Annotated in this window: 21 protein-coding genes; 5 read left to right on the top strand and 16 right to left on the bottom strand. The window is 44.7% G+C overall.

Annotation, left to right across the window (positions count from 1 at the left end; translation table 11 throughout):
• Positions 1-214 precede the first annotated feature (214 nt).
• From ACDG22_RS10380 to ACDG22_RS10335, 10 genes are all read right to left on the bottom strand, one after another.
• Positions 215-3,280, bottom strand: coding sequence for an Eco57I restriction-modification methylase domain-containing protein (locus tag ACDG22_RS10380; RefSeq protein WP_270672589.1), 3,066 nt, complete (start codon positions 3,278-3,280; stop codon positions 215-217).
• Positions 3,281-3,288: 8 nt separating this feature from the next.
• Positions 3,289-6,582 carry a helicase-related protein gene (locus ACDG22_RS10375; protein WP_270672586.1) on the bottom strand — a complete coding sequence of 1,098 codons (3,294 nt, stop codon included), beginning with the start codon at positions 6,580-6,582 and terminating at the stop codon, positions 3,289-3,291.
• Between the two features lie 440 nt (positions 6,583-7,022).
• Positions 7,023-8,216 carry a site-specific integrase gene (locus ACDG22_RS10370; protein WP_270672584.1) on the bottom strand — a complete coding sequence of 398 codons (1,194 nt, stop codon included), beginning with the start codon at positions 8,214-8,216 and terminating at the stop codon, positions 7,023-7,025.
• A gap of 2 nt (positions 8,217-8,218) precedes the next feature.
• On the bottom strand, positions 8,219-9,607 hold the full coding sequence (gene mobV, locus ACDG22_RS10365) for a MobV family relaxase (protein ID WP_270672582.1): 1,389 nt from the start codon (positions 9,605-9,607) through the stop codon (positions 8,219-8,221).
• A gap of 203 nt (positions 9,608-9,810) precedes the next feature.
• Complete coding sequence (locus ACDG22_RS10360) at positions 9,811-10,878, bottom strand: DUF6371 domain-containing protein (RefSeq protein WP_270672579.1); 1,068 nt, start codon at positions 10,876-10,878, stop codon at positions 9,811-9,813.
• Between the two features lie 135 nt (positions 10,879-11,013).
• Positions 11,014-12,432, bottom strand: coding sequence for a DUF3987 domain-containing protein (locus tag ACDG22_RS10355; RefSeq protein ID WP_270672576.1), 1,419 nt, complete (start codon positions 12,430-12,432; stop codon positions 11,014-11,016).
• A complete protein-coding gene (locus ACDG22_RS10350) occupies positions 12,425-12,862 on the bottom strand; it encodes a helix-turn-helix domain-containing protein (protein WP_333559298.1) in 438 nt (145 codons plus the stop codon). Before ACDG22_RS10350 ends, ACDG22_RS10355 begins: the two co-directional genes overlap by 8 nt.
• Positions 12,863-12,993: 131 nt before the next feature.
• Positions 12,994-14,121: a DUF6043 family protein gene (locus ACDG22_RS10345; RefSeq protein ID WP_270672573.1), complete on the bottom strand. Its 1,128-nt coding sequence runs from the start codon at positions 14,119-14,121 to the stop codon at positions 12,994-12,996.
• 50 nt (positions 14,122-14,171) lie between these two features.
• Positions 14,172-15,503 carry a site-specific integrase gene (locus tag ACDG22_RS10340; protein ID WP_270672570.1) on the bottom strand — a complete coding sequence of 444 codons (1,332 nt, stop codon included), beginning with the start codon at positions 15,501-15,503 and terminating at the stop codon, positions 14,172-14,174.
• Between the two features lie 20 nt (positions 15,504-15,523).
• Positions 15,524-16,822, bottom strand: a complete 1,299-nt coding sequence (locus ACDG22_RS10335) for a site-specific integrase (protein ID WP_270672568.1) — start codon at positions 16,820-16,822, stop codon at positions 15,524-15,526.
• Positions 16,823-17,100: 278 nt separating this feature from the next.
• On the opposite strand from ACDG22_RS10335, the gene ACDG22_RS10330 reads away from it, so the two are divergent.
• From ACDG22_RS10330 to ACDG22_RS10310, 5 genes are all read left to right on the top strand, one after another.
• A complete protein-coding gene (locus ACDG22_RS10330; RefSeq protein WP_007569989.1) occupies positions 17,101-17,397 on the top strand; it encodes a hypothetical protein in 297 nt (98 codons plus the stop codon).
• A gap of 208 nt (positions 17,398-17,605) precedes the next feature.
• A complete protein-coding gene (locus tag ACDG22_RS10325) occupies positions 17,606-18,745 on the top strand; it encodes an aldose epimerase family protein (RefSeq protein ID WP_022125793.1) in 1,140 nt (379 codons plus the stop codon).
• A 111-nt stretch (positions 18,746-18,856) separates the two neighbouring features.
• Positions 18,857-19,696 (top strand): metallophosphoesterase family protein, encoded by an 840-nt coding sequence (locus ACDG22_RS10320; protein WP_370858879.1) that lies wholly within the window; start codon positions 18,857-18,859, stop codon positions 19,694-19,696.
• Complete coding sequence (locus tag ACDG22_RS10315; protein WP_270212448.1) at positions 19,677-20,339, top strand: hypothetical protein; 663 nt, start codon at positions 19,677-19,679, stop codon at positions 20,337-20,339. Before ACDG22_RS10320 ends, ACDG22_RS10315 begins: the two co-directional genes overlap by 20 nt.
• A gap of 111 nt (positions 20,340-20,450) precedes the next feature.
• Positions 20,451-20,609, top strand: a complete 159-nt coding sequence (locus ACDG22_RS10310; protein ID WP_007569998.1) for a hypothetical protein — start codon at positions 20,451-20,453, stop codon at positions 20,607-20,609.
• A 115-nt stretch (positions 20,610-20,724) separates the two neighbouring features.
• Here the strand turns inward: ACDG22_RS10310 and ACDG22_RS10305 are convergent, their stop codons facing one another.
• The 6 genes from ACDG22_RS10305 to tilS all read right to left on the bottom strand — a co-directional run bounded on the left by ACDG22_RS10305 (position 20,725) and on the right by tilS (position 26,455).
• Positions 20,725-21,339, bottom strand: a complete 615-nt coding sequence (locus tag ACDG22_RS10305) for a LutC/YkgG family protein (RefSeq protein WP_270212447.1) — start codon at positions 21,337-21,339, stop codon at positions 20,725-20,727.
• A gap of 2 nt (positions 21,340-21,341) precedes the next feature.
• A complete protein-coding gene (locus ACDG22_RS10300) occupies positions 21,342-22,709 on the bottom strand; it encodes a lactate utilization protein B (RefSeq protein WP_022126143.1) in 1,368 nt (455 codons plus the stop codon).
• Positions 22,706-23,446, bottom strand: coding sequence for a (Fe-S)-binding protein (locus ACDG22_RS10295; protein WP_022126144.1), 741 nt, complete (start codon positions 23,444-23,446; stop codon positions 22,706-22,708). Before ACDG22_RS10295 ends, ACDG22_RS10300 begins: the two co-directional genes overlap by 4 nt.
• A gap of 325 nt (positions 23,447-23,771) precedes the next feature.
• The gene (locus ACDG22_RS10290) at positions 23,772-24,380 is read right to left on the bottom strand and encodes a response regulator transcription factor (RefSeq protein ID WP_178270142.1); all 609 of its coding nucleotides are present in this window, start codon (positions 24,378-24,380) and stop codon (positions 23,772-23,774) included.
• A complete protein-coding gene (locus ACDG22_RS10285) occupies positions 24,377-25,072 on the bottom strand; it encodes a hemerythrin domain-containing protein (protein ID WP_040312091.1) in 696 nt (231 codons plus the stop codon). Before ACDG22_RS10285 ends, ACDG22_RS10290 begins: the two co-directional genes overlap by 4 nt.
• A 102-nt stretch (positions 25,073-25,174) precedes the next feature.
• Positions 25,175-26,455: a tRNA lysidine(34) synthetase TilS gene (tilS, locus tag ACDG22_RS10280; RefSeq protein ID WP_178270143.1), complete on the bottom strand. Its 1,281-nt coding sequence runs from the start codon at positions 26,453-26,455 to the stop codon at positions 25,175-25,177.
• Positions 26,456-26,471 lie beyond the last annotated feature (16 nt).

Here is a 26,471-nt window from a genome sequence, read left to right as displayed (position 1 = left end):
GCGGGCTATCGCTATTTATTCTTCAGCTGTCGTAGGCAGCGCGCCTGCCAATGAAGTAACAGATAAATTGATATATTTGCAAAGCTAAGAGGTCTGAAGGCTTACTCCGGACACACTGTTTGAAACACTACCACACAAAGGTACTTATAATAATTTGTTTATTATGACGATTGGATACAATAATAGCCTGCACCACAGCAGGCTATTATTGTGTTTAGAAGCTTTGTTCGACGATTTTTATTTCCACAGAAGATAAGTTGTAACTAGAATATATGGTTTCATTTAACAACTTATTTAAGCCAATAGAATATCCAGCATCCAAAATTTTATCAACTATTGAGATTATTTTTTCTTTAAATCCATTCTGAGAAGAAACAGGAAAATTATTTATCATATCTTTTGAAAAAGTTATACCACCACAATAACTACTAGAGGCATATTTAGATTTAATATAGAAGATTGCCAACTTCGAATTTAACAAACCACATAAAAATTTCAAGTTATTGATGTCGTCTGAACAAATAACCAATGTGGATTTACCTGGGATATAATCTCCACATAAATCAATAAAACCATCAAGTAGGTTTAGACCCTTGAAAATAAGTTTCTTGGACAATGTTTTGCGAATATATGCCTTACCAAAATTAGATACAAATGTTTTTTTATCTATCACAGGACATAAATATTTAGCTCCAAGGTATGTTATATCTTTAACTCCCCATCTATTAGAAAATTTATCAATAGTACCTGTATTAACAAGTTTTAATTGTGCTGCAGAATCATATTTTGATGTGAGATTATAGACATACGGAGATAATTCATACGCATCGTGTGTTGCACAAGCATTCTCACATTCCGCTATGGTGCTAAGCATAATACTTTTATCCTCCATTTTTCTGATTAAATAATTGTTCTCACTAAATAAAGAATCAATATAATATGGTTTTGGAATTGAATTAGATGGAACGGAATTCATAAGTATTATATTTTTATTCCCGGCAAATTTATATGCACTTATCTTGTCTGAGCTACGAACAAAAAGTGTTACTATGGCATCCACCATTGCACTTTCAAAAGTTTTATTCCCTGTATGTAAAATTGTTTTCATACGGGGAATCATACATTGTTCTCTGAATTTACTTCCAAATGGTTTAGATAACCATTTATCAGGGGTAATATAGCACAAGCATCCATTAGATAGAGTCAACCCCCATTCAAGAAAAGCCATGTATATATCCCAATTTCCTTTTATGAATTTATAATGTTTGGTAATATATTCACGTAGGTCTGTTTGACCTAATAAAATCATGGTCTCAGAATCGATATACGGAGGATTGCCAATTACAATATCAAAACCATTTTTATCATCATCACGATTGAAAACATCGCTGAACCAAGTATGCCAGAGGAAAAAGTTATTATTCTCGGCAAGATTAATAGTTTTGAGTTTGTCAAGAATTGCAGGGTCGTATCCTTGTGCCTCCAGTTGTTTGTTGATGGTGTCGGAAATCTCTTGCTGCAATGTCACTTTCCTGTCATGGTCACTACAAGAGTAGTATGCTGATAGCAGATGCGAGACTGTTTTTTGCAGACGGTTTTTCTCATCATCGAATAGTGATATTTCTCCCTTATCTTCCTTGTGCTCCTTTTCGTAAGTAAGTTTACTTAAATCCACGCCCATAAAACTTTCAATAAGCGAGTTACCCTGCATAATCTTATAATCAAGGTTTGGTAGTGGCGATGGAGTCTCCTCATCTACCACAATAGAGAGCCAAAAACGCAAACGTGCAATGTCAACCGCACCTTTCTCTATATCCACACCATAGATATTGTTTTGGATAATGCTTTTCTTGATTTCTGCTCGGTCATACTGTTCTCCGCTCAACACCTCACGACAATGTAACAACTCGTTGAGTAAGCCCATAGGGAATGCTCCCGAACCGATAGCTGGATCGCAAATCTTCACCTCTTCCAGTGCTGTGAGTAGTTTAGGTTTTTTATTCTCAGGAATGTCATCTACACCATCTTCGGGAGTAAGAACGAAGTTGCGAATTTTGTCCTTTGCTATACTTGTATTGGTTTCGAGGTAGGCAATAAGAGACTCCTGGCACATATATCGTACAATCTCTTTCGGTGTGTAGAATGCTCCTTTGTCCTTGTTGTCTTCAAGTAAATTCTCGAAGATTTTACCCAACATTTCGGGGTCAACTCCGACTTCTGCATCATTAGGATCATTCTCGTCAATGGTAAAGTTGTATTCGCTGAAGAATTGGAACAAGCGTTTGAAGTAATCGGCTGGGAAACGGCTTTCGGGCTCATCTTCTTCATCACGTTCAAACAATCCGCCATTGAGGTATGGAATATCCTTCCATTCATTAAGTAGCGATTTATCCCAACTGTAATCGGTAAACAGGGCTTCACGCTCTGCAGGTTTAGTGTTCAAGATACCGAAAAACAATGGTTCGAGGACTGAATCGAGATAATCATCCTTATATGCTGAATTCTCAAATAAATTTTGCATATAGTTTAGGTCGCCACACATCCAACCTTTGCGTTGCAAGAAATGAAGGAAGGTGATGCGTCCCATCATCTTCTTTACGTAATCACGGATTTTTTTTTCGTTATGGTCAAATGCTTGCGTCAATGCTGCATTAGGCTCGCCAAGCACCTTTTCTTCCCACTTGCTGCCAACCTTAACAAACCGCTTACCCGTAACATATTGGATAAAGTCTGCATATTGTTCACGATACTTATCAAAAAACTCATCAGAAAGAGCCTCTACAGAGAATGCTGTTCTCAGATTTTCAAATGAAATACCTTTTTTCTTTAAGAAGTAGAAACGCTCAATTGGTGTTCTGTACAGTAAATCATCACTGCCGAAGACATATGTATATCGTTTAGGTGAAGTTGCCTCGCCCTTGATATCACAAATAAATGACAATCGCCAATGGTCGCCACTATCAAATACCACCAATGCAGCATCAAACTCGCCCCAAGTCGGATTGATGAATGACTTTACAAGATTGCGTAGTCCCACACGCCTGTTTGCAACAGAGCCTTTTGTAATATTGTAATGAAATAAACCGATACGATAACTGTCTGTAGTATCTATATTTCCCAAATAGTAACCATTATCAGAGGTGCTTCCTATAATCCTTTCTGGTTCTTCTTTCAATTCGGTTGCATTGAAAAAATATTGTAGGAAAGTGTACCACTGAGTCAGATTGAAAGATGATTGGAATAGTTTTCTCAAAATATCCGGTGTATATGTAGTTGGCATAAAAATATTTACTTAAATGATTCTGATATAATGATTTGAGGATTAGAAATATCTTTGGCATCGTGTCGTTGCTCCTTGTTCATCGTCTGATATTCGCCGAATAATTCCGAAATTTTGTTTTGTAAACTATACTCGTACTGCTTCATCTTTGCACGGTCGTTCTTGTACTCTCGAGACAAGGCTTTCAAGTAGCGAGGCAATTGGGCATAGATGCCTTCGTTGATATATCCGATCAATACATCGCATTGCGATTTCAATTCACTATCGGTTGTTATCTGCTTGATGGTACGCAAGAACTTGTTGGCTTCAAGCGAGGTCTTGTCAAGGTCAGTGCGGTTGATGGACGATGTATCGGCTGCCTCCACATATTCGGTCGTATATTGAACCAATGCATTATTTACATGCTTGTAGTGTTGTTCTTCATTAGAGAAAGGCACAGGTTGTTCTTCGGGCTTTGCTTTGAGGTATTTTACCGCTTCTAGAAAGTCGATAATTTCAATACCAGTTTGGGTTGCCAGATAAAACTCGGTCTTGACATTGGAAGAAACAAAGATGACTGACTTTCCACAATGCTTTCCCGTATCACGCATCACTCGGCTCTTCATTGGCAAAGCCTTGATCTTATGATATAGTTTACGGTCTCTGTTGTAGAGTTCACGCACTTCACGCAACAGGGCTATTTTCTTGTCGATACTGTCCTTTACATTGTTGTCAAACATTTGGAACTCCTTTACAATCTCCTCCTTTGAGTAGATTTGAGCGTCTTCGCCAAATGCTGAATGAAAACCCTGTAATTTGACAAGAGCGTTCTTGTAGAGTTGAATTTCCTTGTCACCCTGTTGCGATGGGTAGAACATATAGTTATAGATATTCGTAGCAACAGAACCGATACGGTTTACACGACCTATACGCTGCATTAAACGTGTGGCATTCCAAGGCGAATCGTAATTGACAATTACATTGGAACGATGCAAGTTCACACCTTCTGCCAATACATCAGAAGTAATAATGATGTTGTACTTCATTGACTTACTGTCAAAATTGGCATCAAAATTCTCTTTGATAGTCTGTCCCAAGCGGTTGCGGTTGCTTGCTGTTACCATCAAAACATCTGTGCGACCTATCTCTTTTGTCAATCTATCGTATAAGTAATTCAATGTATCGACACTTTCAGAGAACAACACCAATTTGCCAGATGGATTGATGGTCGTATCAAAAAAGACATTAGTAAGGTTTTCTCGGAACTTGTCAAACTTCGGATCATCATTCTCTTTCGCCCAATCTGCATTGAGTTGCTCCAATATCTCACGATCATGATGGAGCATTTCAAGAAAATCAGAACTAAAAGCATTGGCTGGGAAGAGAATATCTTCAGTTGCATATCCTTTTGCAATGGCATACTCGATAATTTCATCAAGTTCCATATTCTTTGCTTGCAGGTCTTTCACCTTCAAATCAGGGGCGATGATCACCTTGTCCTCATCGAACATCTTAATCATATCAGTTGTAATACGAAGAAGTGTTCGAAGCGACTTCTTGAAAGCATAGAAACTACTCTCCAATCTCTTTACCATATGAACACGGTAAATGGCAGCTAATGTCTGACCAATATGTACAGCATTCTTATACTTGCTACGATATTCAGGTTTCAAAAACTCAACAGCACGATAGCGGGCATAGGTCAGTCCCTTGCCTTCTGGATTTTCATCCGTTTTTCCATCAGTCAATTGCTTAAGCGTCTCATAGAAGCGGTTGCTTGTATCTGAGCCCATTACATACTCCAATTCATTCGGTGGCAGAATATTTGGGAATATGATACCCTGTGATTTAATATCTGCCTTATAATCGGGATCGTTGAGAATATTATTGCGTGTACGGCGTACTGTTACCTTATCAATAACCTTACTACGTATCTGCTCATAGATTTTATCAACCTCAGCAGTAACATCACGCTGGTCACGCTCTCGCATCAATCTCTTATATTCATAGATAAGCAGAGCAAAGAAACCTTTGAGGTTGGGAACTCCGTCAATGGTACAGTTTTGGCTATTTTGGAACAATAGTAACTGATTCTGTAAATCATCAGGACGGTTGTTGAGCGGTGTAGCAGAAAGAAGCATTACCTTCTTTTGAGTGCTTTTCAGCAAGCCCATATTCAGGCAGGGGGATTTGCATATCTTTTGCAACTCATCATATTTGCCAGAACTGTCGCTGCGGAAACCATGGGCTTCATCGACAATGATTAAATCAAATTCCTCTTTGTCCTTGTAATTGTCTTTACCTTCAAGAACCTTTGACAGACTGCCATTAGTAATGAATTGAGTTTTCTTGTATATTCCGAAAAGTTTGAATGTATTTCGCCAGTTATCTTCCAATGCTGGGGGATATACAACGAGGATATTGGTATTTTTACCGTTAGCCTCTACAAAACGTTTGGCTATCATCGTTGCAATCATAGTCTTTCCTAACCCCACGACATCAGCAAGAAACAAACCATTATGCTGCATCAGCATCTGATAGCCCTGAATAACTGCATCTTTCTGGTATTTCAAATCCTTGACCCCATCGGGTAACTGAATGGAGAAGTCATCTTCCACTTGGTCGCCAAATGTATCAATAAGTACTTTGATGTATAGTTCGTATGGAGTAGGCTGATAGCCCAAGTATGTATTCTTTTTGTACTCTTCAATATCTTTTGCTGTTAATGGAACAGCTTCGTTCCATAAAGTCCAAAATTCATCTGAGCAATACTTTACATCATCAAAGTCCTTCATTGCCACATTGAGTTCATACTGTGGCGGCTGTTTAATTCCCAAACCTGAATCGGAGATATTAGAAGAACCCATTATTACCCAACCATCGCTATGCTCGCTATGGTTTTGTGGTAAGCATAAGTAGAATTTGGCGTGCAGATTTCTGGTAGCGTGAATACGCATCTGTAAGCGTCCCGAAACAAGGTCTTCACACATCTGCAAGATTCCTTCTTCGACTTCTGGAGAATATTGAGCATTAACAATATCCTCTTTGAAATCGTTGTTGTAGATTTCCTTTGCCTTGACCTCATCGGCAAGCATCAAAAGGGCCTTGTTGTGCTTACGGAAAATATCATCGATATTGATACCTACCAAGATTTTAATTTCGGATATATCGCCAAGCTCTTTACGCAACTTGAAATAACCCGATGAACGAAAGAAACCAACGACAGCCAAAAAGCGATCGAATGTCACCATTCCTGATGCAATACCTTTCAACTTATCGAAAAGCGTATTGCCAAGTCTATTATTGAAAAACTTTGTACTCATAGTTCTACGCAATACAAAACTTCTGAATCAATTACTTCTATATGTTATTGCTGGGAATCTCTTTCTATGAGATTCACAAAAAAAGGACTCGTTCTAACAATCAGTTAGTTACAATGTTTACAACTATTTTAAATTGTACAAGTGAAGAAATAAAGGTGGATAATACCTATAAGATGAATGTGGTAAGTCGTTCAAAGCCACTGATTTCTCGGTCTAAAATGAGATAATTTGAAATAAAAGCAGTACTTTTGCATTAAAATGGGGTTCTCATAGAAAGAGATTCCCCAAATTATCGTTTTAGAATAAGCTCTATCCTATTTATTTCATTTCAAATTATGATATAGCAAATCGAGTTCCATTCAAAAAGAACGGAACTCAATCTATTTTAAGATGTTCAATACCCCGAATGTCGGTGACAATGTCGGAGATAATCAAACAGACTACCATTCTCCCAATGCAGCTAAAATCTCACTATTAGCGTTATCTACCGCTGAAGTATCAAGCGCAGAAAGGTATATAAGTGTGGTCTTCTCGGAATCATGACCGAGAGCATCGCTGATGACACTAATGGGAATCTGCTTCTGTTTGGCTATACTTGCCCAGCTGTGGCGGGCCACATACATAGTCAAAGGTATCGGTAACTGAGCCATTTCGCCGACCTTCCTTAGATGACGATTGATACGTTTGGATAGTTTCTTGTAGGTTTGCCTGTCATCGGCATCATTCGTGAGTATGGGCAATAGATACCGTGAGTCTTTGGGATATTTGTCTATGATGGCTTGCATCTGTTGCTCCCAACGGATATCCAAACGGCCTCCTGTCTTTCTGCGATAATAGGCCAAGTACCCATTGCGAAGATTATCATAAGTCAGATATGCCATATCAATGAACGACATACCTCTTAAGCTGAGACTTAATAAGAAAATATCCCTTGCATATGCAAGATGAGGATAGAGACTTAAATCCACCTCTTTAATTCTCTTGATGGAATCAATGTCTATCGCTCTCTTTGCCGTCTGAGCAATTCCAGTATATACACTTTGGAATGGGGCAATAGATTCAATGAGGTGTAATTTTACCGCTTTGTTAAGCACTGTTCTCAAAGTTCGCATATAAAAGGATATGCTGTTCATGGTAAGATTTCTGTTTTTCAGATAGCGTTCATAATCCTCCATTACCTCTGCTGTAATCTCATAGAGCATAATATCTTCATTATTATTGAATTTAATGAAACTATGCAAAGCGGATATATATGTCTCACTTGTTCGTGTACGTCCCATATCTGTCAAACGTTTCGCTTGAGATAAGAGAAAATCAGAGAATGATTGCTGACGGTTCAGTTCCTCAAATTCAGAAATTATATTCCCAAAATCCAAGTATGTTCCTTTATCTATATGCCTTTTGATAATAGCATATATCTGTTGCGTCTCCCAATCGGTGCGATTCTTGATTTTAATAAGCGAATTACTATTGGTAACTATTCTACTATGTCGCTTGTCCCATTCATCGGGGTAAATCCGATACCCCGATGTATAAGTATGCGTTGTCCGTTTAATGATTATCTGGTAATAAAGTGTACCATCTTTACCCTTGATGACAGAAGGGCGAAAACATAATTTGATTGAAATTCCCATAACTATCTCCTTCTTCTTGATGTATTATTGTCATTCTTCCTTTCTCCCCACGGAAGTTCCGAAGAAGAACCACCTCCACCAGTACCAACATGAACCTCCGCCGGTCCTCCGGCGGCAAGGGTGAAAACAGCGCCCAGCAATTCCGCCTGTTTTCCATTTACCTGTTCCTGCGGCTCGAATACGGCATTGACAAACTCCTCATCTGTGATCAAGCCGTTGAAATGTCTTTGGGCCACATCATAGTCTATCTGGAATTTGGTGTCCTCAAAAAGCTCCTCTCCGACCCGTGTCCAGATGTGGAGCGACGGATTTCGGTAGTTGGACACGTTGATGCGGACAAGCTCGGCACCGGATGAGAGGCTGTAACGCTGAGGATTTGCCTTGCGGTCAAGTAGGCCTATCTGCTTCCGCTGCTTGTCTATAACGGTATCTTTCTCTTCTGCCTGTCGCTCGGCGGTTTCCGCCCTGCGGATGGCTGCGTCTATCTCCGCTTGATAGCCGTTCCGCAGCTTCTCGATTTCCGACTTATGCCGCTCCTGCAACCGTTCCTTTTCTGCCTGAAGTTCCTTGATCCGTTTGTTGAGTCCGGCAATCTGCTCGTCTTTGTCCGCGAGTTCCTTTTTTGCCTTGGCAAGGTCTCCCTTGCCGAACCATGCGAGGATGGTGTTCCTGCCCTCCTGCGCTTTCTCCACATCGGCCTGCAACTTGGCTATGTCCTCTTCATATTGGATTACCCGCTGTCTGTAGTATTCCGAGTTCGCCTGATGCTTGGCGGTGGAGCCGACAATCCCACGCTGCAGCCCGAACGGTTTCATGGCCGCAGCGTAGCTGCTCTGGTATTCGTGTAGCCGTGTGCGTCGCATCACATCGTCCGCCGAGAGCCGGGGACCGGACTTTGTATCATATTTCTTTTCGCCCTCTCGCTTCCTGCGGATACGCTCCCCGGTTACAATGGGAACGACAGTGGCGTGCAGGTGCGGCGTCTTCTCATCCATGTGCAGCACGCACGACACAAGATTCTCTTCGCCGAAGGTGTCCTTTAACCATTTGAGATTGGCATCGATCCAACTGTTCAGCCTACCGTCATTGGCAATCTTCATCATCTGCTCATGCGTCCCGGTCAGGATGATACGGATGGCTTTTGTCTGGTTTTTGCCGACCTTGCGGCGCAGCCCGGCCGTGTCGATGCGGTGCTGTATCGCCTCGGTGCGATTGGACACTCCTTCAGGGAACCTGACCAGCTCGCAGTTGAGATGTGTCCGGTCTGCATTGGCATTGACCGGCACATAAATCTTTCCCTTGGCATCCTTTCTTTCTATATGGCATGACATACCAGAGTCATTCCCGCTGCCACGCTGCAGGTGGCAGACCGCGTATTGCGTATTACTCATATCTGTTCGTTTTATAGTTATTGTTACTGTTGTAAAATCCCGTCCTGTTGCCGGAGGCATATGTCTGGAGTCTGAGATATTCCCTCGGCCTATGGGCTTTTTGACTGCCGGACGCGGAGCGGAGGTGGTGAAAATGCCCTAATAAGCTACGGGATTTTACAACCCCTTTCCCTTGGGACAGCAAGCTGTCCGGTACCTTCCTGTCATTCCGTTTTTTTCGCATCAATCAGTTCGAGCCCGAAAGCGTCGATGAGGGACTGCAATACGGGATTGCGCGCTGTCATCTGTTGAAGGATCATCTGCGGCGTGTCCTCCATCAGCAGGAAGTCGGCGATGTCCAGTCCGGCTTCACGCTGTGCACCGGTCGCGATCCTCTCCAGCATGTCGGAGCATGTGGCACGCTTGCAAAAGGATTCCATCATCGGCAGCCGTCGCCTCCATTCTTCCGTCGCCTTGAGGTCGGGGAAGAGGACAACCTCCCGGCCGCGCAATACCTGCATGGCCTCGCTGTTGAAACACCCGTGCATCCCTCCGGCGGCAAGCCAGATGAAGTCGGGTATGAAAAGGGCGGCGACAAGCGCCGTCTTCTCGCTCTCGACAATAGCTACAGGCTTGGCGGACATGGCGACGGAGGCGTCCGACAGCAGGTGCTCACCGAACAGGCACTGCTTCATCCTGAAGTCCGGCACCTTCCTTACCGAATGTACCCAGCTTACCTGGTTGAAGGGTTCCTTGATCCGGTGTCCCGTTTCAACGTCATAGCCCATGATCTTGCCCGCACGCACATTGCCGTCCCGGTCTGTCTGCCAGAATACGGCTGCTCCGCCCCACATCCTTGACGTGCCGACCCTGTAGAGGCGGAACAGCCTGTCCGTATCCTCCTTGCCGGCCACCTTGGTGAAGTAGCGATATAAGGGGTTGATGTCGTACCTGCGCATGGACTGCTCCACCCAATCAGAGGGAAGAAAGGATATCTGTGGCTTCTGTTCGGGCTGTGGCTTTGCCAACGCTTTTGCAACTATCGGTGTGCCGCCGTTCCTTTCCTGCTCACTCAACCTCTCCTTGACGGCCGGATTATCCCGGAAGTATTCTTTCGGAGTATAGTGGTAGCCGCAACTGTTGATATGGTCACAGATACCCACGTTGTCAGGGAAGGAAATCTCTCCCGCCTCGTCGATATAACGGGTAAAGCAGGACTTCCTGCCGCACTCCGGACAGGCGGTCTTGCTGCCCGGCCTGTACTTCTGAAGATGGAATCTGTATCCGTTCATGATGCTCTCTTTTGTGGATTCCTGCAAATGAAAACGGCCATTTGCAGTCTGCAGTTCTTGCAGTCTTGCAGGAATTTTACCTTTCCGGTACTCCGAGACTGCAAAACTGCAAAGACTGCAGGCTGCAACAAGGGGTCATCCGTTGCAGTTTCGGGTTGGCGGTTCATTATCGTTTTCATTAGATTTTCCAGATTTATCATATATGACTTTTTCGTAATGCCCGGCCTTGGACTTCCGCAGTAGCCCGCTCCTGCACAGTTCCCTGAGGTAGTTCATCACCGTGCGCTCGCTGACATTCTGCTGTTCCCTGCCTGTGGCGATGGCCGTTTTCGTGTCGAACGTGTCCGGCAGCAATGACAGCAGTACCTTGGGCGGTTCCTCGCACATGTCCTCTGCCACGAATGAACGGATGCGGCGGTACGAGTCCTCGAAATAGCCGTTCAGCCGGACAGCGGCTTTTACCGATACCATATCCACAGACTGCAGATGACTCTCGCCGGAAGCATACCGCAGCACCTGCATGAGCAGGGCCAGCCGTGCCACCTGCGCCGGATGCTTCATCTCACGGCTGTCCACCTCGGCATCGTCCTCTATCCGGTTGATGCGTTCCACTTTCCTGTTCCACCATGAGAAGAAATACTCTTTTGCCTCCCTGTCCATGGACAGCACATGGGATATCCTTTCTTCCTCTCCCGTGTCATAGTCCAGAGCGAGTACCTTGCCAAGTATCTGCTCCCAGCGTGCCGCTGCCAGAGATGCCCTGTCCTCCCCGCCATCATCCCAATCAGTCCATTTTGACACATCACGGGACTTGGGCAGCACGAACAGGAAGCGGTCAAGCAGTCCGTTATCCTCGAATCCTTTCGTGAGCAGTTCATGGACCCGCTTGGTCTGCGTGGTCCCGACGATATTGATGCACGGCTGCTCTATATGGACAGGTATCGTACTGCTCACCCTTGTCACGTCCAAAGCCCCGCCACTCCATGCCGTGAGCAGCTGCTCTATGAGTTGTCCGTTTGTATAGCGGTTGGCGGAGTTGAACATGCCCATGATCTCGTCCACCAGGATGACCACGCTACGGGGATTGTTGTTGTGCGTCAGTAGGAGCGATTCGGGAGTGAAGTCGGACACGACGGTACGCCGCAGCACGGGTTTCTTCCCATTTTCCCCGGCGGCTTTCCATACCTCCAATTCCGACTCATACGCCTTGAACAGGGCATAGTCGTGCTTCCGTATGGGGCGGTATGCCGCCTCCAGCGGCGGTGTCTTGCCCAGTCCCGGCCTGCCCACGAGGATGATATAGAGGGCGGCATTGCTCTGCCATTCGCCTTTGATGCGGATACGGTAGGTGCCGCCCAATGCCGCAGATACAGCCGAAATCATGGCTGTCGCTATGAACTCTGTCTTGTAGTTTTCGTACCGGGCCATGTCAAGGATGACGGATTGAACCGTCTGCGGGAACACTTCCAGAGGGAAGCCGGTGTCTTCGGTATGTTCCGCCTCCATGCGGATCATGTTGCACAGTTCAAGTCGGGTGTGTGTCATGTCAGCCATTTCTCTTCTTGCAATAGGATGTCACACTCTCGGATTTCCCTCCCGTCTGCACACGCCGAACATCCGACCTGGCATACATGTTCTTGTTGCCCACCTTGACGGGGACGAGGTAGCCGCGCTTCGCCCACAGGTTGAGTGTGCCATCGCACACGTTCAACAACTCACGGACTTGTCTTGTATTGAGCCAAGTCTCTTCCGCCTCACGCTGCATTGCAGCCACCCGTTCCTCCTGCTGCGCCATGATGGTGCGCTGCACGACGGACTCGGCAAACATCTTCAGGTCGGCGGGCGTGACTTCCAGTTTCACGTTTGCGCCCTGTTCGACCAGACTTTCTATGGTAATCATAAATATCAAGTTTTGAAGTTTGTGATGACCATCTTCAAAAGTTCCCTGATGCCCCGCTTCCGATGGCTTATAAAAGAGAAGCACCGCCGACCTTAGGGAAAAGGTTGACGGTGCAAAAGTATAAGGGAATTGAAACGGATTGATATATAAGGCCTTGTCTTAAATTGTCATGACAATTTAAGTCTGTGTGACCATATAATACGGCTTATTTTGTCTTATCCGGCGGCAGTGTCCGTTACATCTTCGGAGATGATTTCCTTGATTTCCTGTACCAGTGACCGGAACAGTTCCCTGTTCTCGTCACTCTCGATAAGAGGAGCCATCTGGTCTTTCCCGTCCTTGATGATATGCTTTGCCGTCTTCAGGAAGCCGACCGCCTGCCGTATGGCACTCTCGCTTTTCAGGGAGGGAAGGTCGAGGAACTGCAGTGCCATTCCCACGCTGTATTCCTTCGCAGCGTGCATCCCGGCCACCAGCTGCAGGTCTTTCAGCACATAGAACGGGAGTGCCTGATGTACGGCACTCGTGTTTATGGAGACGAAACGGCGGATGCATTGCAGGACTTCCTCCCTGTTTCCGCACTTGAGATAATCCGCAAGTAGCCGCTCCTGTATTTTCTTCTTTCCGGCCGTCCGCTGCGCCTGCGGCACCGTACCGCTGCCGGAGTCCGTTGCTGCCGGGTTGCCTCCGGTATCACCGCCACCCATCCCGTCCTTTAAGGACTGCAAAGCCCATTCGCCGATGCCGCCTTTTTCAATTGCGTCCTTCATGGCGAAGTGTTCGTCCCAGTCCTCCTGCGTGCGGAAGCCGTTCTTTATGGACACCTCGATAATCTGTCTGACGACAATGGAGCAGCCCATCCTTTCGGCGTTCCCAGCCTTGGGGTGCCCCGCCTGCCTGCTGACCATGTCAACCATCGCCTCGAAACTCTTGCCGTAGTACAGCCAGCTCAGCACGAGAGGGGCGGACAGGGTTACGCAGCGTTTTCTCAGACTCTGTCTGAAAATGTATTTCATCCTGCCCCAGAATGTGGACGGAGGCGGGGCAGCATCCTCTTCCCTCTGTTTCCTGTACAGTTTCACGATTTGCCCAGGCACCGCGTTCTCCTTAAAGTGGAGGCCTATGTTCCTGAAGCCGTCCGTGCTGTCGTCACACCATGACTGTTGCCATTCCCGCCTGATTCCGGGCAGCTGTTTGAAGATGGCGCGGCAGACGGCAAGGTACTGCATTTCGTTCCCGTCCGCCATCATTTTCGCGAAGCGGCGGTATTCCTCCTTGTGCGCGTCTTTCCACTGGAGGATGTCCGCCTTGAACTGTTCGTATGTCTGTTTCTGCCCGTCCATATTGTATTATTACAGGTTGATATCAAAGGATAAGTGGAAAAGGGGAACTGTCAGTCCAAGAGGTTTACCAGCTCCTTCTTCATCTCGTCGTCAATCTTGCGGTACCGTGCGAAGGCACGGCTCCCTTCCGAATGTCCCGACATGGAGGCTATCAGGTTCGGGTCCTTGACCTGTCGGTACAGGTTGCCGATGAATGTCTTGCGTGCGGTATGTGTAGTCGCCACCTCGTATAAGGGTTTTGCCACGTCCTCCCTTGTCTTCGGGTCGAGGACTATGACCGTACGGTCGATGCCCACATACTTGAGTATCTCCTTTATCTTCTTGTTGTAGCCGAAGTGCGAGAACCGGGGGAGCAGGGCGCTCTCCAGATCCTTGTAGCGTTCCAGTATGTCCCGTGCTTTTTGGTTGAGCGGCACGCGCACTGTATTGGCATGTTCCATCTTCGTCTTCTGCGGGATGTACTCCACGAAGCCGTCCACGATGTTCGCCTTGGTCAGCCTGTTCAGGTCGCTGACACGGCACCCTATCAGGCACTGGAACATGAAGATGTCACGGTAGACCGGATAGGTTGCCCCCATGCCGCTCAGGTCGGCGTAGTACACCTTGTCCCGCTCCTCGAGCGTCAAGTAGAACGGGTCGCCGTACATCGGCCGGGCAATCTGGTACTGGTCAAAGGGATTGTTCCTTGTCAGCCCGCGCTTGACGCACCACTTGATGACGGTGCGGATGCGGTAGAGGGAACCCGACATGCTGTTCTCGGAACGCTTTTGTTCGACGTTGCGGCGTACCTCATTCCGGTAGAATACGGGGTACATGTCCACGTACTTGTGTTCCTCCTGCATCCACAGCTTGAAGTCCCTGATGTCGTCCGCCGTAATGGTATCGATGCACAGGTGGAAGCCTCTCTGGTGCAGCACCTCATGGCGGAAACGCTCGTAGCGCAGCACCTTGTTAAGATTGTCGAGGTGGTGTTTCCGGCTTTCATCCGCAAGCGGTGTTTCCTCGACGTATTTCCGTATCTGGTACGAGAGCAGGTACTCGTCGGCCTTGTTGCCGCCCCTCGCGTTGATGCCGGGATGGTGGTATTCCTCTATCAGGCTTTTGAGCCAGCTGCCGTCCACGCCCCGGTGGTACTCTTTCGTGATGAGGTGGGTGATCTGCTGCACGTCCTTGTCGAAGCCCATCTTCTTTTCCTCCGACACCAGGGCCACGCGGGGCTTGTAGCCCTGCCGTTCCGGACTCCAGTGGTTGGGGTTGATGGACAGCTCGCTCGCAGCCTTGATGTCCACTCCGCCGATGTCCCGGACACGGAAATAGACCCGTGCCTGGTCTGTTATGTTGTTCTTGGCGGCGGTCTTTCGGATGAATGCGGTCACTTTCATATGTATGTCCTCCTTTCTGTCTAATCTATCATGTCCACAAGCCTGCGCTTCATGTCATCGTCTATCGTGCGGTAGCGGTTGAACGCCCTGCTGCCCTCCACGTGTCCCGACATGGAGGCTATCAGGTTTGGGTCGGGCACCTGCCGGTATAGGTTACCCACGAAGGTCTTGCGTGCCGTATGGCTGGTGGCCACCTCGTACAGGGGCTTCTGCACGGTGTTGTAGCCGTGCGTGTCGAGGATGGTCACCGTCCTGTCTATGCCGCAGCGCTTCAGCAGCTCCCGTATGCCGAGGTTGTAGGTGTGTATCTGCTTGAACGGGAACAGTCTGCCGGCATTGGCATCGTAACGTTCCAGTATCTTCAGTGCCTTCTCATGCAGCGGCACCCTGACGGTCTTCGCCTGGCATTTCTTCGTCTTCTGCGGCATGTATTCCAGAAAACCGTCCTTGATGTTGGCCCTCGTGAGCCTGTAGAGGTCACCCACTCGGCAGCCGACATAGCAGTGGAACACGAAGATGTCCCGTATGACGGCCAGCTTCGGGTTGTCGCTCAGGTCCGCATCGTAGAGAATGTTCCTCTCTTCCGATGTGAGGTAGAACGGGTCGCCGTAGGTGGGCTCCTTGCAGCCGTAGAGGGCATAGACCTCGTTGTCGGAATACTTCATCTTCTTGCACCAGTGCAGGAAGGTGCAGAACAGGTTCATGATGTTGATGACGGTCGTGCCGGAAAGCGGCCTCGGCCTGTGGTTGATGAGCATGCGGGGAGCATAGAAGTCGGGGTGTTCCTGCCGCAGCCTGTACTCGTTCACGACATAATCCCTAAAATCGTTCATTTGCTCCAGCGTGACGGTCTCCACGAAGAGGGTGAAGTCCGTCTCGCCCAGTATCTCCCGCCGGTAGTCGTGGTAGCGGGTCATCTTGCGCTCGAAGCGGACGATATGCTCCTTGGTCCTCTCCGCACCGTCAAACTTCTCCAGATACTCATGGACGCGGGCAAGCAGGTTCGGATGGTTGCGCTCGAAGGCGCGGGCAGGGTACAGCACATCCTCGATGACCTGCTTCATCCACCTGCTGTCCGCCTTGTCCGAAAAGGTCTTCTCCGCCCGCTCAATGATGGAGGCGATCTGTTCCGGCAGTCGTTTCTGCTCTACGGCAGGGACAGCCGTTGTGCGCCTGTAGCTAAGGGTATCAGAATCCCAATACCTGTCCTGTACCTCAAGGGGAGAGACCACTTTTATGTCCACACTCTTCTCCCTGACCCGGAAACAGATGTTCGAGGTCTCTGGGGAGCATTTCTTCAGATACACGGTTACTTTCATCTGCGTTGCTTTTTCGGTTATGCGGCAAAGGTATAAAAATTCCCGTAAATGTTCCCATATATCCCGAAGAAACTTGCAACAGATTAAGACAAATTAAAAAGTCATTCCCGAATCTGATACCACATAAAATACAGTATATCAATGATTATATTTGCACTTGTTTAGCTCTTTTTTTCATTTTGGCCTTTATTCGACTTACCTGATATCAGATATTGCAGTTCCACGCTTTTTGTATTACTTAAATGTCTTTTCGGGACTGAAGGACTGTACTTAATATTATGGAAAATCAAGAAAAGATGTCGGGCAATCCCGTACACCAAACAATTATCATTCGGGAAGAATCCAGAAAATCGAACGGTCTGGGAACTGCCGGATTTGTACTGGCTCTGCTGGCGCTTTTAGGATGCTGGGTACCTGTACTCAACTGGATATTGTGGTTGCTGGGATTCATTTTTTCGTTTATCGGCATATTCAAATCTCCCCGCGGACTAGCCATTGCCGGATTGTGCATCAGCTTGGTAGACTTAATTCCGTTAATCCTCCTTTTAGGATTTGCAGCCGCCTTACTAATCTGATAATAAACAAATTACTCCAAATAAGCGATTTGTTTTAAGCTTCTGATAAACCGATTTATCCCTATTCATAAAATATCTAACAAAAGAAGGTAATCTTTTAATAAAAATTTGTACATTTTTTTTCAAAATATCACCTTCTTTTCAGGAAAATATCAGCATATTTTTTATTAGCATTGCTTAACATTATATCAAACCAATATAAACACGTATGAAACAATCTGTATATATCCTTGCCTGTATGGCTTTTGCCTGCATGTTCAACTCCTGTGGCGGAAACAAATTTATCTCCTCGTCAGGATTACACTCTGCTCATTTCCAACAAAAGGTAGACGGAGAAAAGACCTGCCTGTATAGGATCTATAACAAAAATGGTGTTGAAGCATGTATTACTAACTATGGTGCACGGGTAGTATCCCTCATGGTTCCCGACCGTAACGGAAAAATGGAAGATGTAGTATGCGGCTTTTCTGATATAAACAGCTACACCAGCCAGTCACAAAACTATGGTGCTACCGTGGGGCGATACATCGGACGTATCCTGCATGCTAGATATACAATGAATGGTAAGGAATACCACTTGCAAGCCAATCACGCTGACGGACATACCGCTCATGGAGGCAATCCGAATTTCGGTGCACGAATGTGGAAAGCCAGACAAACCTCTCCCTCGTCTGTTACACTGACTTATCTCTCTCCCGATGGAGAAAACGGATTTCCAGGGAATCTGCATATAGAGCTGACTTATACAGTCACTGAAGATGATGCGTTAGATATATCCTACAAGGCTACCACGGATAAACCTACCGTTCTTAACTTGTGTAACCATTCATTCTTTAATATATCGGGAAACCTGAACAGCAGCGTAGAAAATCAGACCATGTGGGTAGATGCCGACTATTTCACTCCTTACGACAGCAAGAAATGCGTAACAGGAGAATTCTGGCCCGTAGAAAGCACTCCACTGAATTTCAAACAACCTCATGCAATAGGTGAACATATAAACGACGACTATGGACAGTTGCATGTAGTGAACGGTTACGATCATGCCTGGGCACTTAACCATCCGGGAGATGATACTCGCCCGGCAGCATGGATATATGATGAAAAAAGTGGACGTAAAATGGAAATTTATACTACCGAACCAGCAGTCCACATATATACAGGAAACGGACTGAAAGGCAAGGTTGAAGGTAAGAACGGCATCTATTATCCGTTCCGAGGAGCCGTATGCTTCGAAACATGTCATTTTCAGGACAGCCCGAACAACCCGCAGTTTCCTTCTACAGCATTGGCTCCGGGAGAAATATTCCAAAGCCATACCATGTACAAGTTCGTTATAGAAAAATAACAGGTCTTTGGGTGATATTCAGCAAATTGGAACAGTTTTTCTGTATAAACAGTTATCGCAATGTGATATTTTATGGCAACATTTGCATAACAAACAGAAAAACAAAAATATATGTTCAAAAAAAAGCAATATATCCATGTCTTACATAGCCTGTTGGGCTGCTTTTTACTTGGAAGTACAATCATAGTCCAGACAGGATGCGACATGATAGAATATCACCCCTACGATTTAAACATAGAGGGAGAAACTAATATTAATGAAAGGAATATCCAGTCGATAGAAGCTAGTACAGCCGGAAAGCAAAGTATCTCGTTTGCACTTATCAGCGATACCCAGCGCTGGTATGACGAAACGGAAGATGCAGTAAATGCAATCAACGGACGAAATGATATCGATTTCGTAATACACTGTGGTGACTTATCCGATTTCGGTATGAAAATGGAATTCGAAGAACAACGTGACCGTTTGAACCGACTGAACGTTCCTTATGTATGCTTACTGGGTAATCACGACTGTCTTGCTACCGGAAAAGAAGTGTTCAATACAATCTTCGGCAATGAAAATTTTTCGTTTACCGCTGGAGATACTCATTTTATATGCCTGAATACGAATGCGTTGGAGTTTGATTATTCGGAAGCTGTTCCCAACCTTTTGTTTCTAGAAGATGAACTGAAACACGTTCCGCCTCAAGCAAAAAAGACAGTAGTGGCAATGCATGCACCTCCTTACTCTGAACAGTTCAATAACAATATAGCAAAAGTATTCCAGTATTACATTACTCAGTTCCCGTCCTTGCAATTCTGCGTGTACGGACATGTACACAGCTTTAATGAAAATGAGTTTTTCGATGACGGCATTATGTACTATTCTGCTCCTTCCATAAACAAGCGGAGCTATATTTATTTTTCTATCACCCCAAACGGTTACGATTATGAACTGGTCAACTTTTAAATATTTACTGACTCTCCTGCTGGCCATCCCGGTCAATCTGCTTGCTATAACAGATGAACCTCAAGAGGTTTCCGATACTAAAAGATGGGACAAACGTATACACTTAAGATATGAAGGATGGGAACGAATGAAACCTACTCACGTAAAAATGCAATATGCCGGTGGTATGGGAGTACTGTCTACCGGTGTAGGTTGGGATTATGGTAAACGCAGGCAATGGGAAACAGATGTTCTGCTCGGATATCTGCCTGCTAAATATGCCAGCGATTTCCTTCTTACACTGACAGTAAAGCAAAACTACATACCGTGGAGCATGAGTTTCGACAAGCATTGGGCACTGGAGCCTTTTTACTGCGGAATGTATCTTACCACCATTGCCGGAGAAGAGTTTTGGAAGAAGGAACCCGGACGCTATCCTAACCGATATTATAATTTCAGTACGAAAATTCGCCCGTATATCTTTATCGGGCAACGTATGAACTTCAATCTGAAAAACAGTATAGTACAACATATCTCTCTATTTTACGAGGTCAGTACCTGCGAGCTGTATATCATCAGCAAAGCGACCAACCGGAGTCTGACCATGAGAGATGTACTTCGCTTTTCTTTCGGTGCAAAAGTGCAACTGTTTAAGAACAAATAAAGGATTTTAGCTTCCCGATAATTAACAAGGCTTAAAATAAGAAGAATCGTTTCCGCCCAGTGCAGTATTTGCCTGTATCACTCATTTTAAAGATGACTAACAAAAATAATTATGATGATACAGCAAATCGAACATAAATATAGCGAGGAACATATTATGGAAAGTACCACAGTAAACAAGAAAAATACAGCAAGAACCATATGTGCCATTATCGGAGGAATCATTGTACTGAATCTCCTGTGGTGGATTGCTATATTATGTATACGCTAAACATATAATGCAGAAACACTCAAAATAATCTCTTTATAAACTTTCTTCCTATATGATAAAAAAGCTTGCTCTATGTGAATAGGGCAAGCTTTTATTCAGGTCAAAAAGAGAACTGTCAAATCAGAATTACCGTAACACTGCGGGCTCCGTGTGCCCCCATAACAAGCGCCTGTTCGATATCGGCTGTCTTCGAAGGGCCAGAAATGAATACGCCATAGCCATATTCGCCTGTATCGATTCGCTTATAAGCCTCGTGCATGTTATTTACCAGATTGTTTCTGTCGAGTATAATCACCAGCGCTTCGGATATAAAATATACGGCACGTTGTTCCACATCTTGTGTCAACCATACTGCTCCATTCTCACAGACTCCTATACGTCCATCGACGATTGCTACATCAGTACCGTCCAGATCTCCCGATTCCTCTACATCGTCCGGATGAAAAGTACTGCAAGTAATGGGTTGTATTGTATTTCCTGTCTTTATTTCCTTTATTGTTGAAGCAATGCGTTTGGCATCAGGATATGCAGCCTTTATCACGTCATTGACATTTTCCTCATCTTTCAGTATTACAGCCTGTCCGCCTACTTGTTTTATAACCTCGCAAAACTTCGAAAGTTTGTCTTCGTATGTAAGAGCTTCATGCTCCAAGGCGGACAAATCGGGCTTTTCATAACGCACTCTGGTATTGCGGCGTATGCTTTGCAATATGTCTTCTCTGCTACTCATACTCATTTCACTTTATTCTTTTTCCACATTTCATTGAAGCTCTCTTTGGCAAATTCAGGTATTTCACGTTCTTTACCCCAATCATTCAAGTCGTTGTATATCATGCCTCGAGGCAATGAGTTTACAATCGGAGCATTTTTTAAAGCGAAGTTGAACAATGCCGGACGCGACATAAGGAATTTCATTCCACCTGACATCAGTTTCTTGGAAGAGCTGGCTACCCCCAGTGTATGCAACTGCTGTCTCCAGTGATAAATCTGATCGGCCAAATCTACCTTTGCAGGACACACGTTCTGACATGAATAGCACAACGAACATGCCGATACGTTGTCATAGTAATGAAGAGGTGCCTTCAGCATACCCAAATTGATACCGATAGGACCAGGGATAAAGTAAGTATATGAATAACCTCCCGAACGACGATAGACTGGACAGGTATTCATACACGCTCCACAACGAAGACAGTTCAAGGCTTTTACATGTTCCTGATCGGCCAAAATACGGCTTCGGCCATTGTCTACAATGATGATATGCAGCTCTCCCCCTTTACGAGGTTTCCGATAATGAGATGTATAAGTCGTAATAGGCTGTCCTGTACCTGAACGAGCAAGCAGACGGGTAAATACTCCCAGTGCATCACGGTCCGGCACAATCTTCTCCATGCCGAACGCCGTTATCTGAAGCTTGGGCTGTGATGTTCCCATATCAGCATTGCCTTCGTTGGTACAAACGACACATTCTCCGGTTGAAGCGACAGCAAAATTCGCACCCGTCATAGCAGCTTCGGCTTCGATAAACTTACGACGCAGGTTTTTACGGGCAGCATGAGTAAGATAGGTCTGGTCATTATTGCCAGGCTCTGTTCCCATCTCGCGGACGAACAACTCTCCGATCTCTTCTTTCTTAACATGGATAGCAGGAAGTACGATATGGCTCGGACGTTTATGCATCAGCTGAAGAATACGCTCTCCCAAATCGCTTTCTACGACCTCTATACCTTTCTTCTCAAGAAATTCATTCAGTCCACATTCCTCTGCCAGCATTGATTTGCTTTTGATAAAATGCTTCACCTGATGTCCGTTCAATATATTATAGACAATGGAACAATATTCATCGGCATCTTTCGCCCAATATACATAAGCTCCGTTGGCCAAGGCATTTTTTTCAAACTCCAACAGCAACTGATCCAGGTGGCTGTTGCTATACATCTTTATGGCAGATGCCATATCACGTAAATGTTCCCATTCAGGAACCTCTTTGCTCACTTTATCACGCTTGGCACGAACCATCCACAATGTTTCATCGTGCCATGCTGCCAGTTCTTTATTCTCCAGAAACTTTCCGGCAGCTTTTGAATGTTTCGTACTCATAATCCTGCAGCTAATACTTGAACAATATGAATGGTCTTTATAGGAAGCTTCTCACGCGAGATAATACCGTTTTGATGCATCAGGCAAGAGCCATCGGCTCCTACAATATATTCGGCTCCAGTCGCCATGTGACGCTTTACTTTATCACGACCCATTTGCCCTGAAACATCGTGTTCTTCTACGGCAAACATACCGCCAAAGCCACAACATTCGTCTGGACGTTCGGGTTCTACGATCTCGATATCCTTTACCAACGACAGCAAATCGCGTAGCTTATTATAATAAGGTATGTTCAGTTCACTGGGAGAAGAGAGTTTCATCAGACGCACTCCATGACAACTGTTCTGAATACTTACTTTATGAGGAAACGAAGCCTGAAGAGAAGACGGCTTCACCACATCGTGGATAAACTCGCAGATATCGTATATCTTGCCTTCGCTGGCACAACGATGTTTTTCTCCTTCCAGCAGATTGCCATAATGATCGCGCACGAATACTACACAACTGGCAGAAGGTCCAACTATATAATCATAACTCTCGAATAACCGGTCGAATCGCTTTGCTAATTCTTTCGATTCATTTTCGAACCCTGCATTCGCCATAGGCTGTCCGCAACAGGTTTGGTCTAACGGATAGTCTACATCTACCCCCAAACTTTTAAGGAGCTTATATGAAGCAACTCCAACTTCGGGATAAACGGCATTGATATAGCAGGGAATAAATAATCCTACTTTCATCATTTTACCTATTTTGTTTCTGTATAAACAAAGGTATGCGTTATCATTGAATAAACAAAAAAAGAAAAATGAAAAAGTTTAAGAAATATGCGGTTTTTAAGAAAAAAGTAAGCGATGTCCGGTCTATACTGTATCAAAATTGAGCCAAAGGGATAAAGCGCGTGCACCCCGCGAATCACTTCGCAGGGTGCACCCAACTAATAACTAACTTTTTACTTTGTGGTTTTACGTAATTTCATATGACTAACACTGCAAAGATACGGTCATTTGCCTATCTCAGCAATACCTATTTGTAGGTATTTTAGAAGCATTCCAGATAAGAATACTATATTTTCATTTTAACCTCGCTTAGTTCCACCAGCTTATTTACAATAGCATAAATAGTAAGTCCGGCCGCTGAATGAATTTGCAGCTTGCGCGTAATATTCCGTCGGTGGGTGATTACAGTATGAACAGAAATATAGAGTTTTTCGGCTATTTCCTTATTGGTCATCCCCCGTACTACGCAACCGATAATTTCTTTTTCTCTCTGACTTAGTGTATCCTGATCGGAATCATCTTCTTCTGCAAAATTCATAAGTACAGAGATTTTCTTCTCCAAAGATTCAACATTATCAAACAGATTAATGCTTTCTTCGTATCCCTTCAACTGATTGGCATCTACAAAAGTGCAGATTAATGATACAATCTTTGTTTCCAGATGAGGATAATGTTCTTTGAAAGCATCCACATCGAACCACCCTTCGAACTGAGGATTCACAATCAGAATATTCGGTGTATGTGCTTCCATACAATGCTGAAGTCCTTCTTTTGATGTCACTTCAATAGTCTGTATATTCATGTCAGGCAGGCGCTTCAGTACCGCAACCAGTCCGCTCCGGACTATCACCGAAGTTTCTGCCACAGCTATCAAGATTATTTCCTGAGATTTCATTTTTCCCCCTTTTCCAATTCCATTATGGCAGGGACAAACAAGTAATCTTCTACCCGATTATGCGATGCCAAATCTTCTTCACAACTAAATATATCGAACAATGTTGCGTTCAACAACTGATTATCGCCGTTGGCCGGATAATACTTAATGATGATATTTTTCAATTCGGTCAGCTTTGCATTTACCTGATCGTGATGACGCGCAAAGACTCCTATATTATATTGGGCGGAACGTTCACCGTTCAATAAGCCGCGTACGTAGGTAAAGACCTTCTCATTTTCATACTCCATGTGTTTTCTGACCTCACCTACATAGTCATCGAAAAACTGGAGTATCAGAAACGATACTTCATTTTGAGATGAAAAGTCTATAGCCTTAATCAACTTACGGCGTATGGTAGGCAACTGAAAATCCAGAAAATACGAATGGGCCCGCTGTAGATAATCCATCAAAGCAGGTACAGAAAGCCCGGTCACGTGATCCTGCATACGATTATTTTCTTCAGTCAGAAAATTTACGACAGCAAGAAAAGTGGTACAATCTACTCCATTCATGCTGCATACCTCCTGTACTGACTTATCTCCGAATCCCAGTGATACACCAAAACGGCTTAAGACTTGCAACAAAGCATAGTTTTCGCAAATCAAGTCACTCATCTTATCGGTTGGCTTATATATTTTGGTTCCGCACATATTAAAAATAGAATTCATACATTATATTCGTTTACAAAGTAAGACAATCTATACAGGGTACGCAATCCCTATTTATAGGTATTTATTAAGTCCGGCTGTCCCTTACTCTATCCAAAGTTTCAAAACTCTTTGCGTCTTTTCGGTTACACGAAAACGATTATCAGTACGTTCATTCACCAGCCATACAATATTCTCTCCCGAACAGACTACATACTGGTTCTCTTTTTCAAACAAAGAGTATTTACGATCGCGCAGATAGTCACGCACTTTTTTGAAACTATGCATACCGAAAGGAACAAACTTATCCCCCGACTGCCACCGGCGCAACACAAGTGGTTCTTTTACAGTATCGGCATCCAAACAGGCAAGTTCAGGATTTCGGGAAACCTCAAAACCATCTTCTATTTGACAAATTTCCTGATGTAAAGTGTAAGATTGATCCTCCTTCGATTCTTCTCTTCTTTTCAGAAATAAATAATCGCGGTCACGCAGTAAAACATAGTTTTCCGAATAAAACAATTTACCTGATTCTGTACCTAAACTTCGATATATATTCTTCAGTTGAACAGCATTGAAGCCATAAGGATGTAGTAATTCAAACAAAACGGCAAGGGGAGCTACAGCTTTCATTATTCGGGAAATACTGAATTTACCTTCCCTCTCTGTTACTTCTGTACATACTGTTTGTATCGACTTACGGTACACAGCCTCCACATCAGACAGTCTGCGTGCAGTTTCAGTTATTGATTCACAGACAGAAGGATTTATCTCTTTTAATAACGGGATAACATTGAGACGAAGCTTATTACGCAGATATTCATCTTCCAGATTTGTACTGTCGGTCACATAATCTTGTTTTAAATCGGCAAGAAAAGCCAATATGTCATCACGGCTGACGTCAAGCAGCGGACGCAGCACTTTACCATTGACAGCAGCAATTCCCTTAAGTCCATTAATACCTGTCCCTCTGACTAAGTTCAAGAGAAAAGTTTCTACACTGTCATCACGATGATGAGCTACAGCTATCACACTTGCTCCAATCTGTAGACGTACCTGTTCGAACCATTCATACCTAAGTTCGCGTGCGGCCATCTCAATAGAAATTCTTTTCCGGGAAGCATATCCGTTCGTATCAAAATGTATAACCTGAAGTGGCACATCCAGCCCTCGACACAAATTCTGAACAAATTCTTCATCCCGGTCAGATTCTTCACCACGTAAGTGAAAATTGCAATGTGCTGCAACGCAATTATATCCTTCCAGCAACAACACACGCAGCAAGGCAACGGAATCTGCACCGCCACTCAATGCCACAAGTATCTTATCGCTACGATGAAACAAGTGTTTCTCATTTATATATTGAATAACCTTTTGTCTAAACATACTGCAAAGGTAAAAA

The sequence above is a fragment of the Phocaeicola coprocola genome (assembly GCF_041333015.1).
Taxonomy (GTDB): domain Bacteria; phylum Bacteroidota; class Bacteroidia; order Bacteroidales; family Bacteroidaceae; genus Phocaeicola; species Phocaeicola coprocola.
The sequence above is the reverse complement of the archived record's forward strand: the minus strand, read 5'-3'. Positions and strand labels throughout refer to the sequence as shown.

Coding starts and splice junctions, on each gene's coding strand:
- ACDG22_RS10380 (WP_270672589.1), bottom strand. CDS start 3,280: ATGCCAACTACATATACACCGGATATTTTGAGAAAACTATTCCAATCA.
- ACDG22_RS10375 (WP_270672586.1), bottom strand. CDS start 6,582: ATGAGTACAAAGTTTTTCAATAATAGACTTGGCAATACGCTTTTCGAT.
- ACDG22_RS10370 (WP_270672584.1), bottom strand. CDS start 8,216: ATGGGAATTTCAATCAAATTATGTTTTCGCCCTTCTGTCATCAAGGGT.
- mobV (WP_270672582.1), bottom strand. CDS start 9,607: ATGAGTAATACGCAATACGCGGTCTGCCACCTGCAGCGTGGCAGCGGG.
- ACDG22_RS10360 (WP_270672579.1), bottom strand. CDS start 10,878: ATGAACGGATACAGATTCCATCTTCAGAAGTACAGGCCGGGCAGCAAG.
- ACDG22_RS10355 (WP_270672576.1), bottom strand. CDS start 12,432: ATGGCTGACATGACACACACCCGACTTGAACTGTGCAACATGATCCGC.
- ACDG22_RS10345 (WP_270672573.1), bottom strand. CDS start 14,121: ATGGACGGGCAGAAACAGACATACGAACAGTTCAAGGCGGACATCCTC.
- ACDG22_RS10340 (WP_270672570.1), bottom strand. CDS start 15,503: ATGAAAGTGACCGCATTCATCCGAAAGACCGCCGCCAAGAACAACATA.
- ACDG22_RS10335 (WP_270672568.1), bottom strand. CDS start 16,822: ATGAAAGTAACCGTGTATCTGAAGAAATGCTCCCCAGAGACCTCGAAC.
- ACDG22_RS10330 (WP_007569989.1), top strand. CDS start 17,101: ATGGAAAATCAAGAAAAGATGTCGGGCAATCCCGTACACCAAACAATT.
- ACDG22_RS10325 (WP_022125793.1), top strand. CDS start 17,606: ATGAAACAATCTGTATATATCCTTGCCTGTATGGCTTTTGCCTGCATG.
- ACDG22_RS10320 (WP_370858879.1), top strand. CDS start 18,857: ATGTTCAAAAAAAAGCAATATATCCATGTCTTACATAGCCTGTTGGGC.
- ACDG22_RS10315 (WP_270212448.1), top strand. CDS start 19,677: ATGAACTGGTCAACTTTTAAATATTTACTGACTCTCCTGCTGGCCATC.
- ACDG22_RS10310 (WP_007569998.1), top strand. CDS start 20,451: ATGATGATACAGCAAATCGAACATAAATATAGCGAGGAACATATTATG.
- ACDG22_RS10305 (WP_270212447.1), bottom strand. CDS start 21,339: ATGAGTAGCAGAGAAGACATATTGCAAAGCATACGCCGCAATACCAGA.
- ACDG22_RS10300 (WP_022126143.1), bottom strand. CDS start 22,709: ATGAGTACGAAACATTCAAAAGCTGCCGGAAAGTTTCTGGAGAATAAA.
- ACDG22_RS10295 (WP_022126144.1), bottom strand. CDS start 23,446: ATGAAAGTAGGATTATTTATTCCCTGCTATATCAATGCCGTTTATCCC.
- ACDG22_RS10290 (WP_178270142.1), bottom strand. CDS start 24,380: ATGAAATCTCAGGAAATAATCTTGATAGCTGTGGCAGAAACTTCGGTG.
- ACDG22_RS10285 (WP_040312091.1), bottom strand. CDS start 25,072: ATGTGCGGAACCAAAATATATAAGCCAACCGATAAGATGAGTGACTTG.
- tilS (WP_178270143.1), bottom strand. CDS start 26,455: ATGTTTAGACAAAAGGTTATTCAATATATAAATGAGAAACACTTGTTT.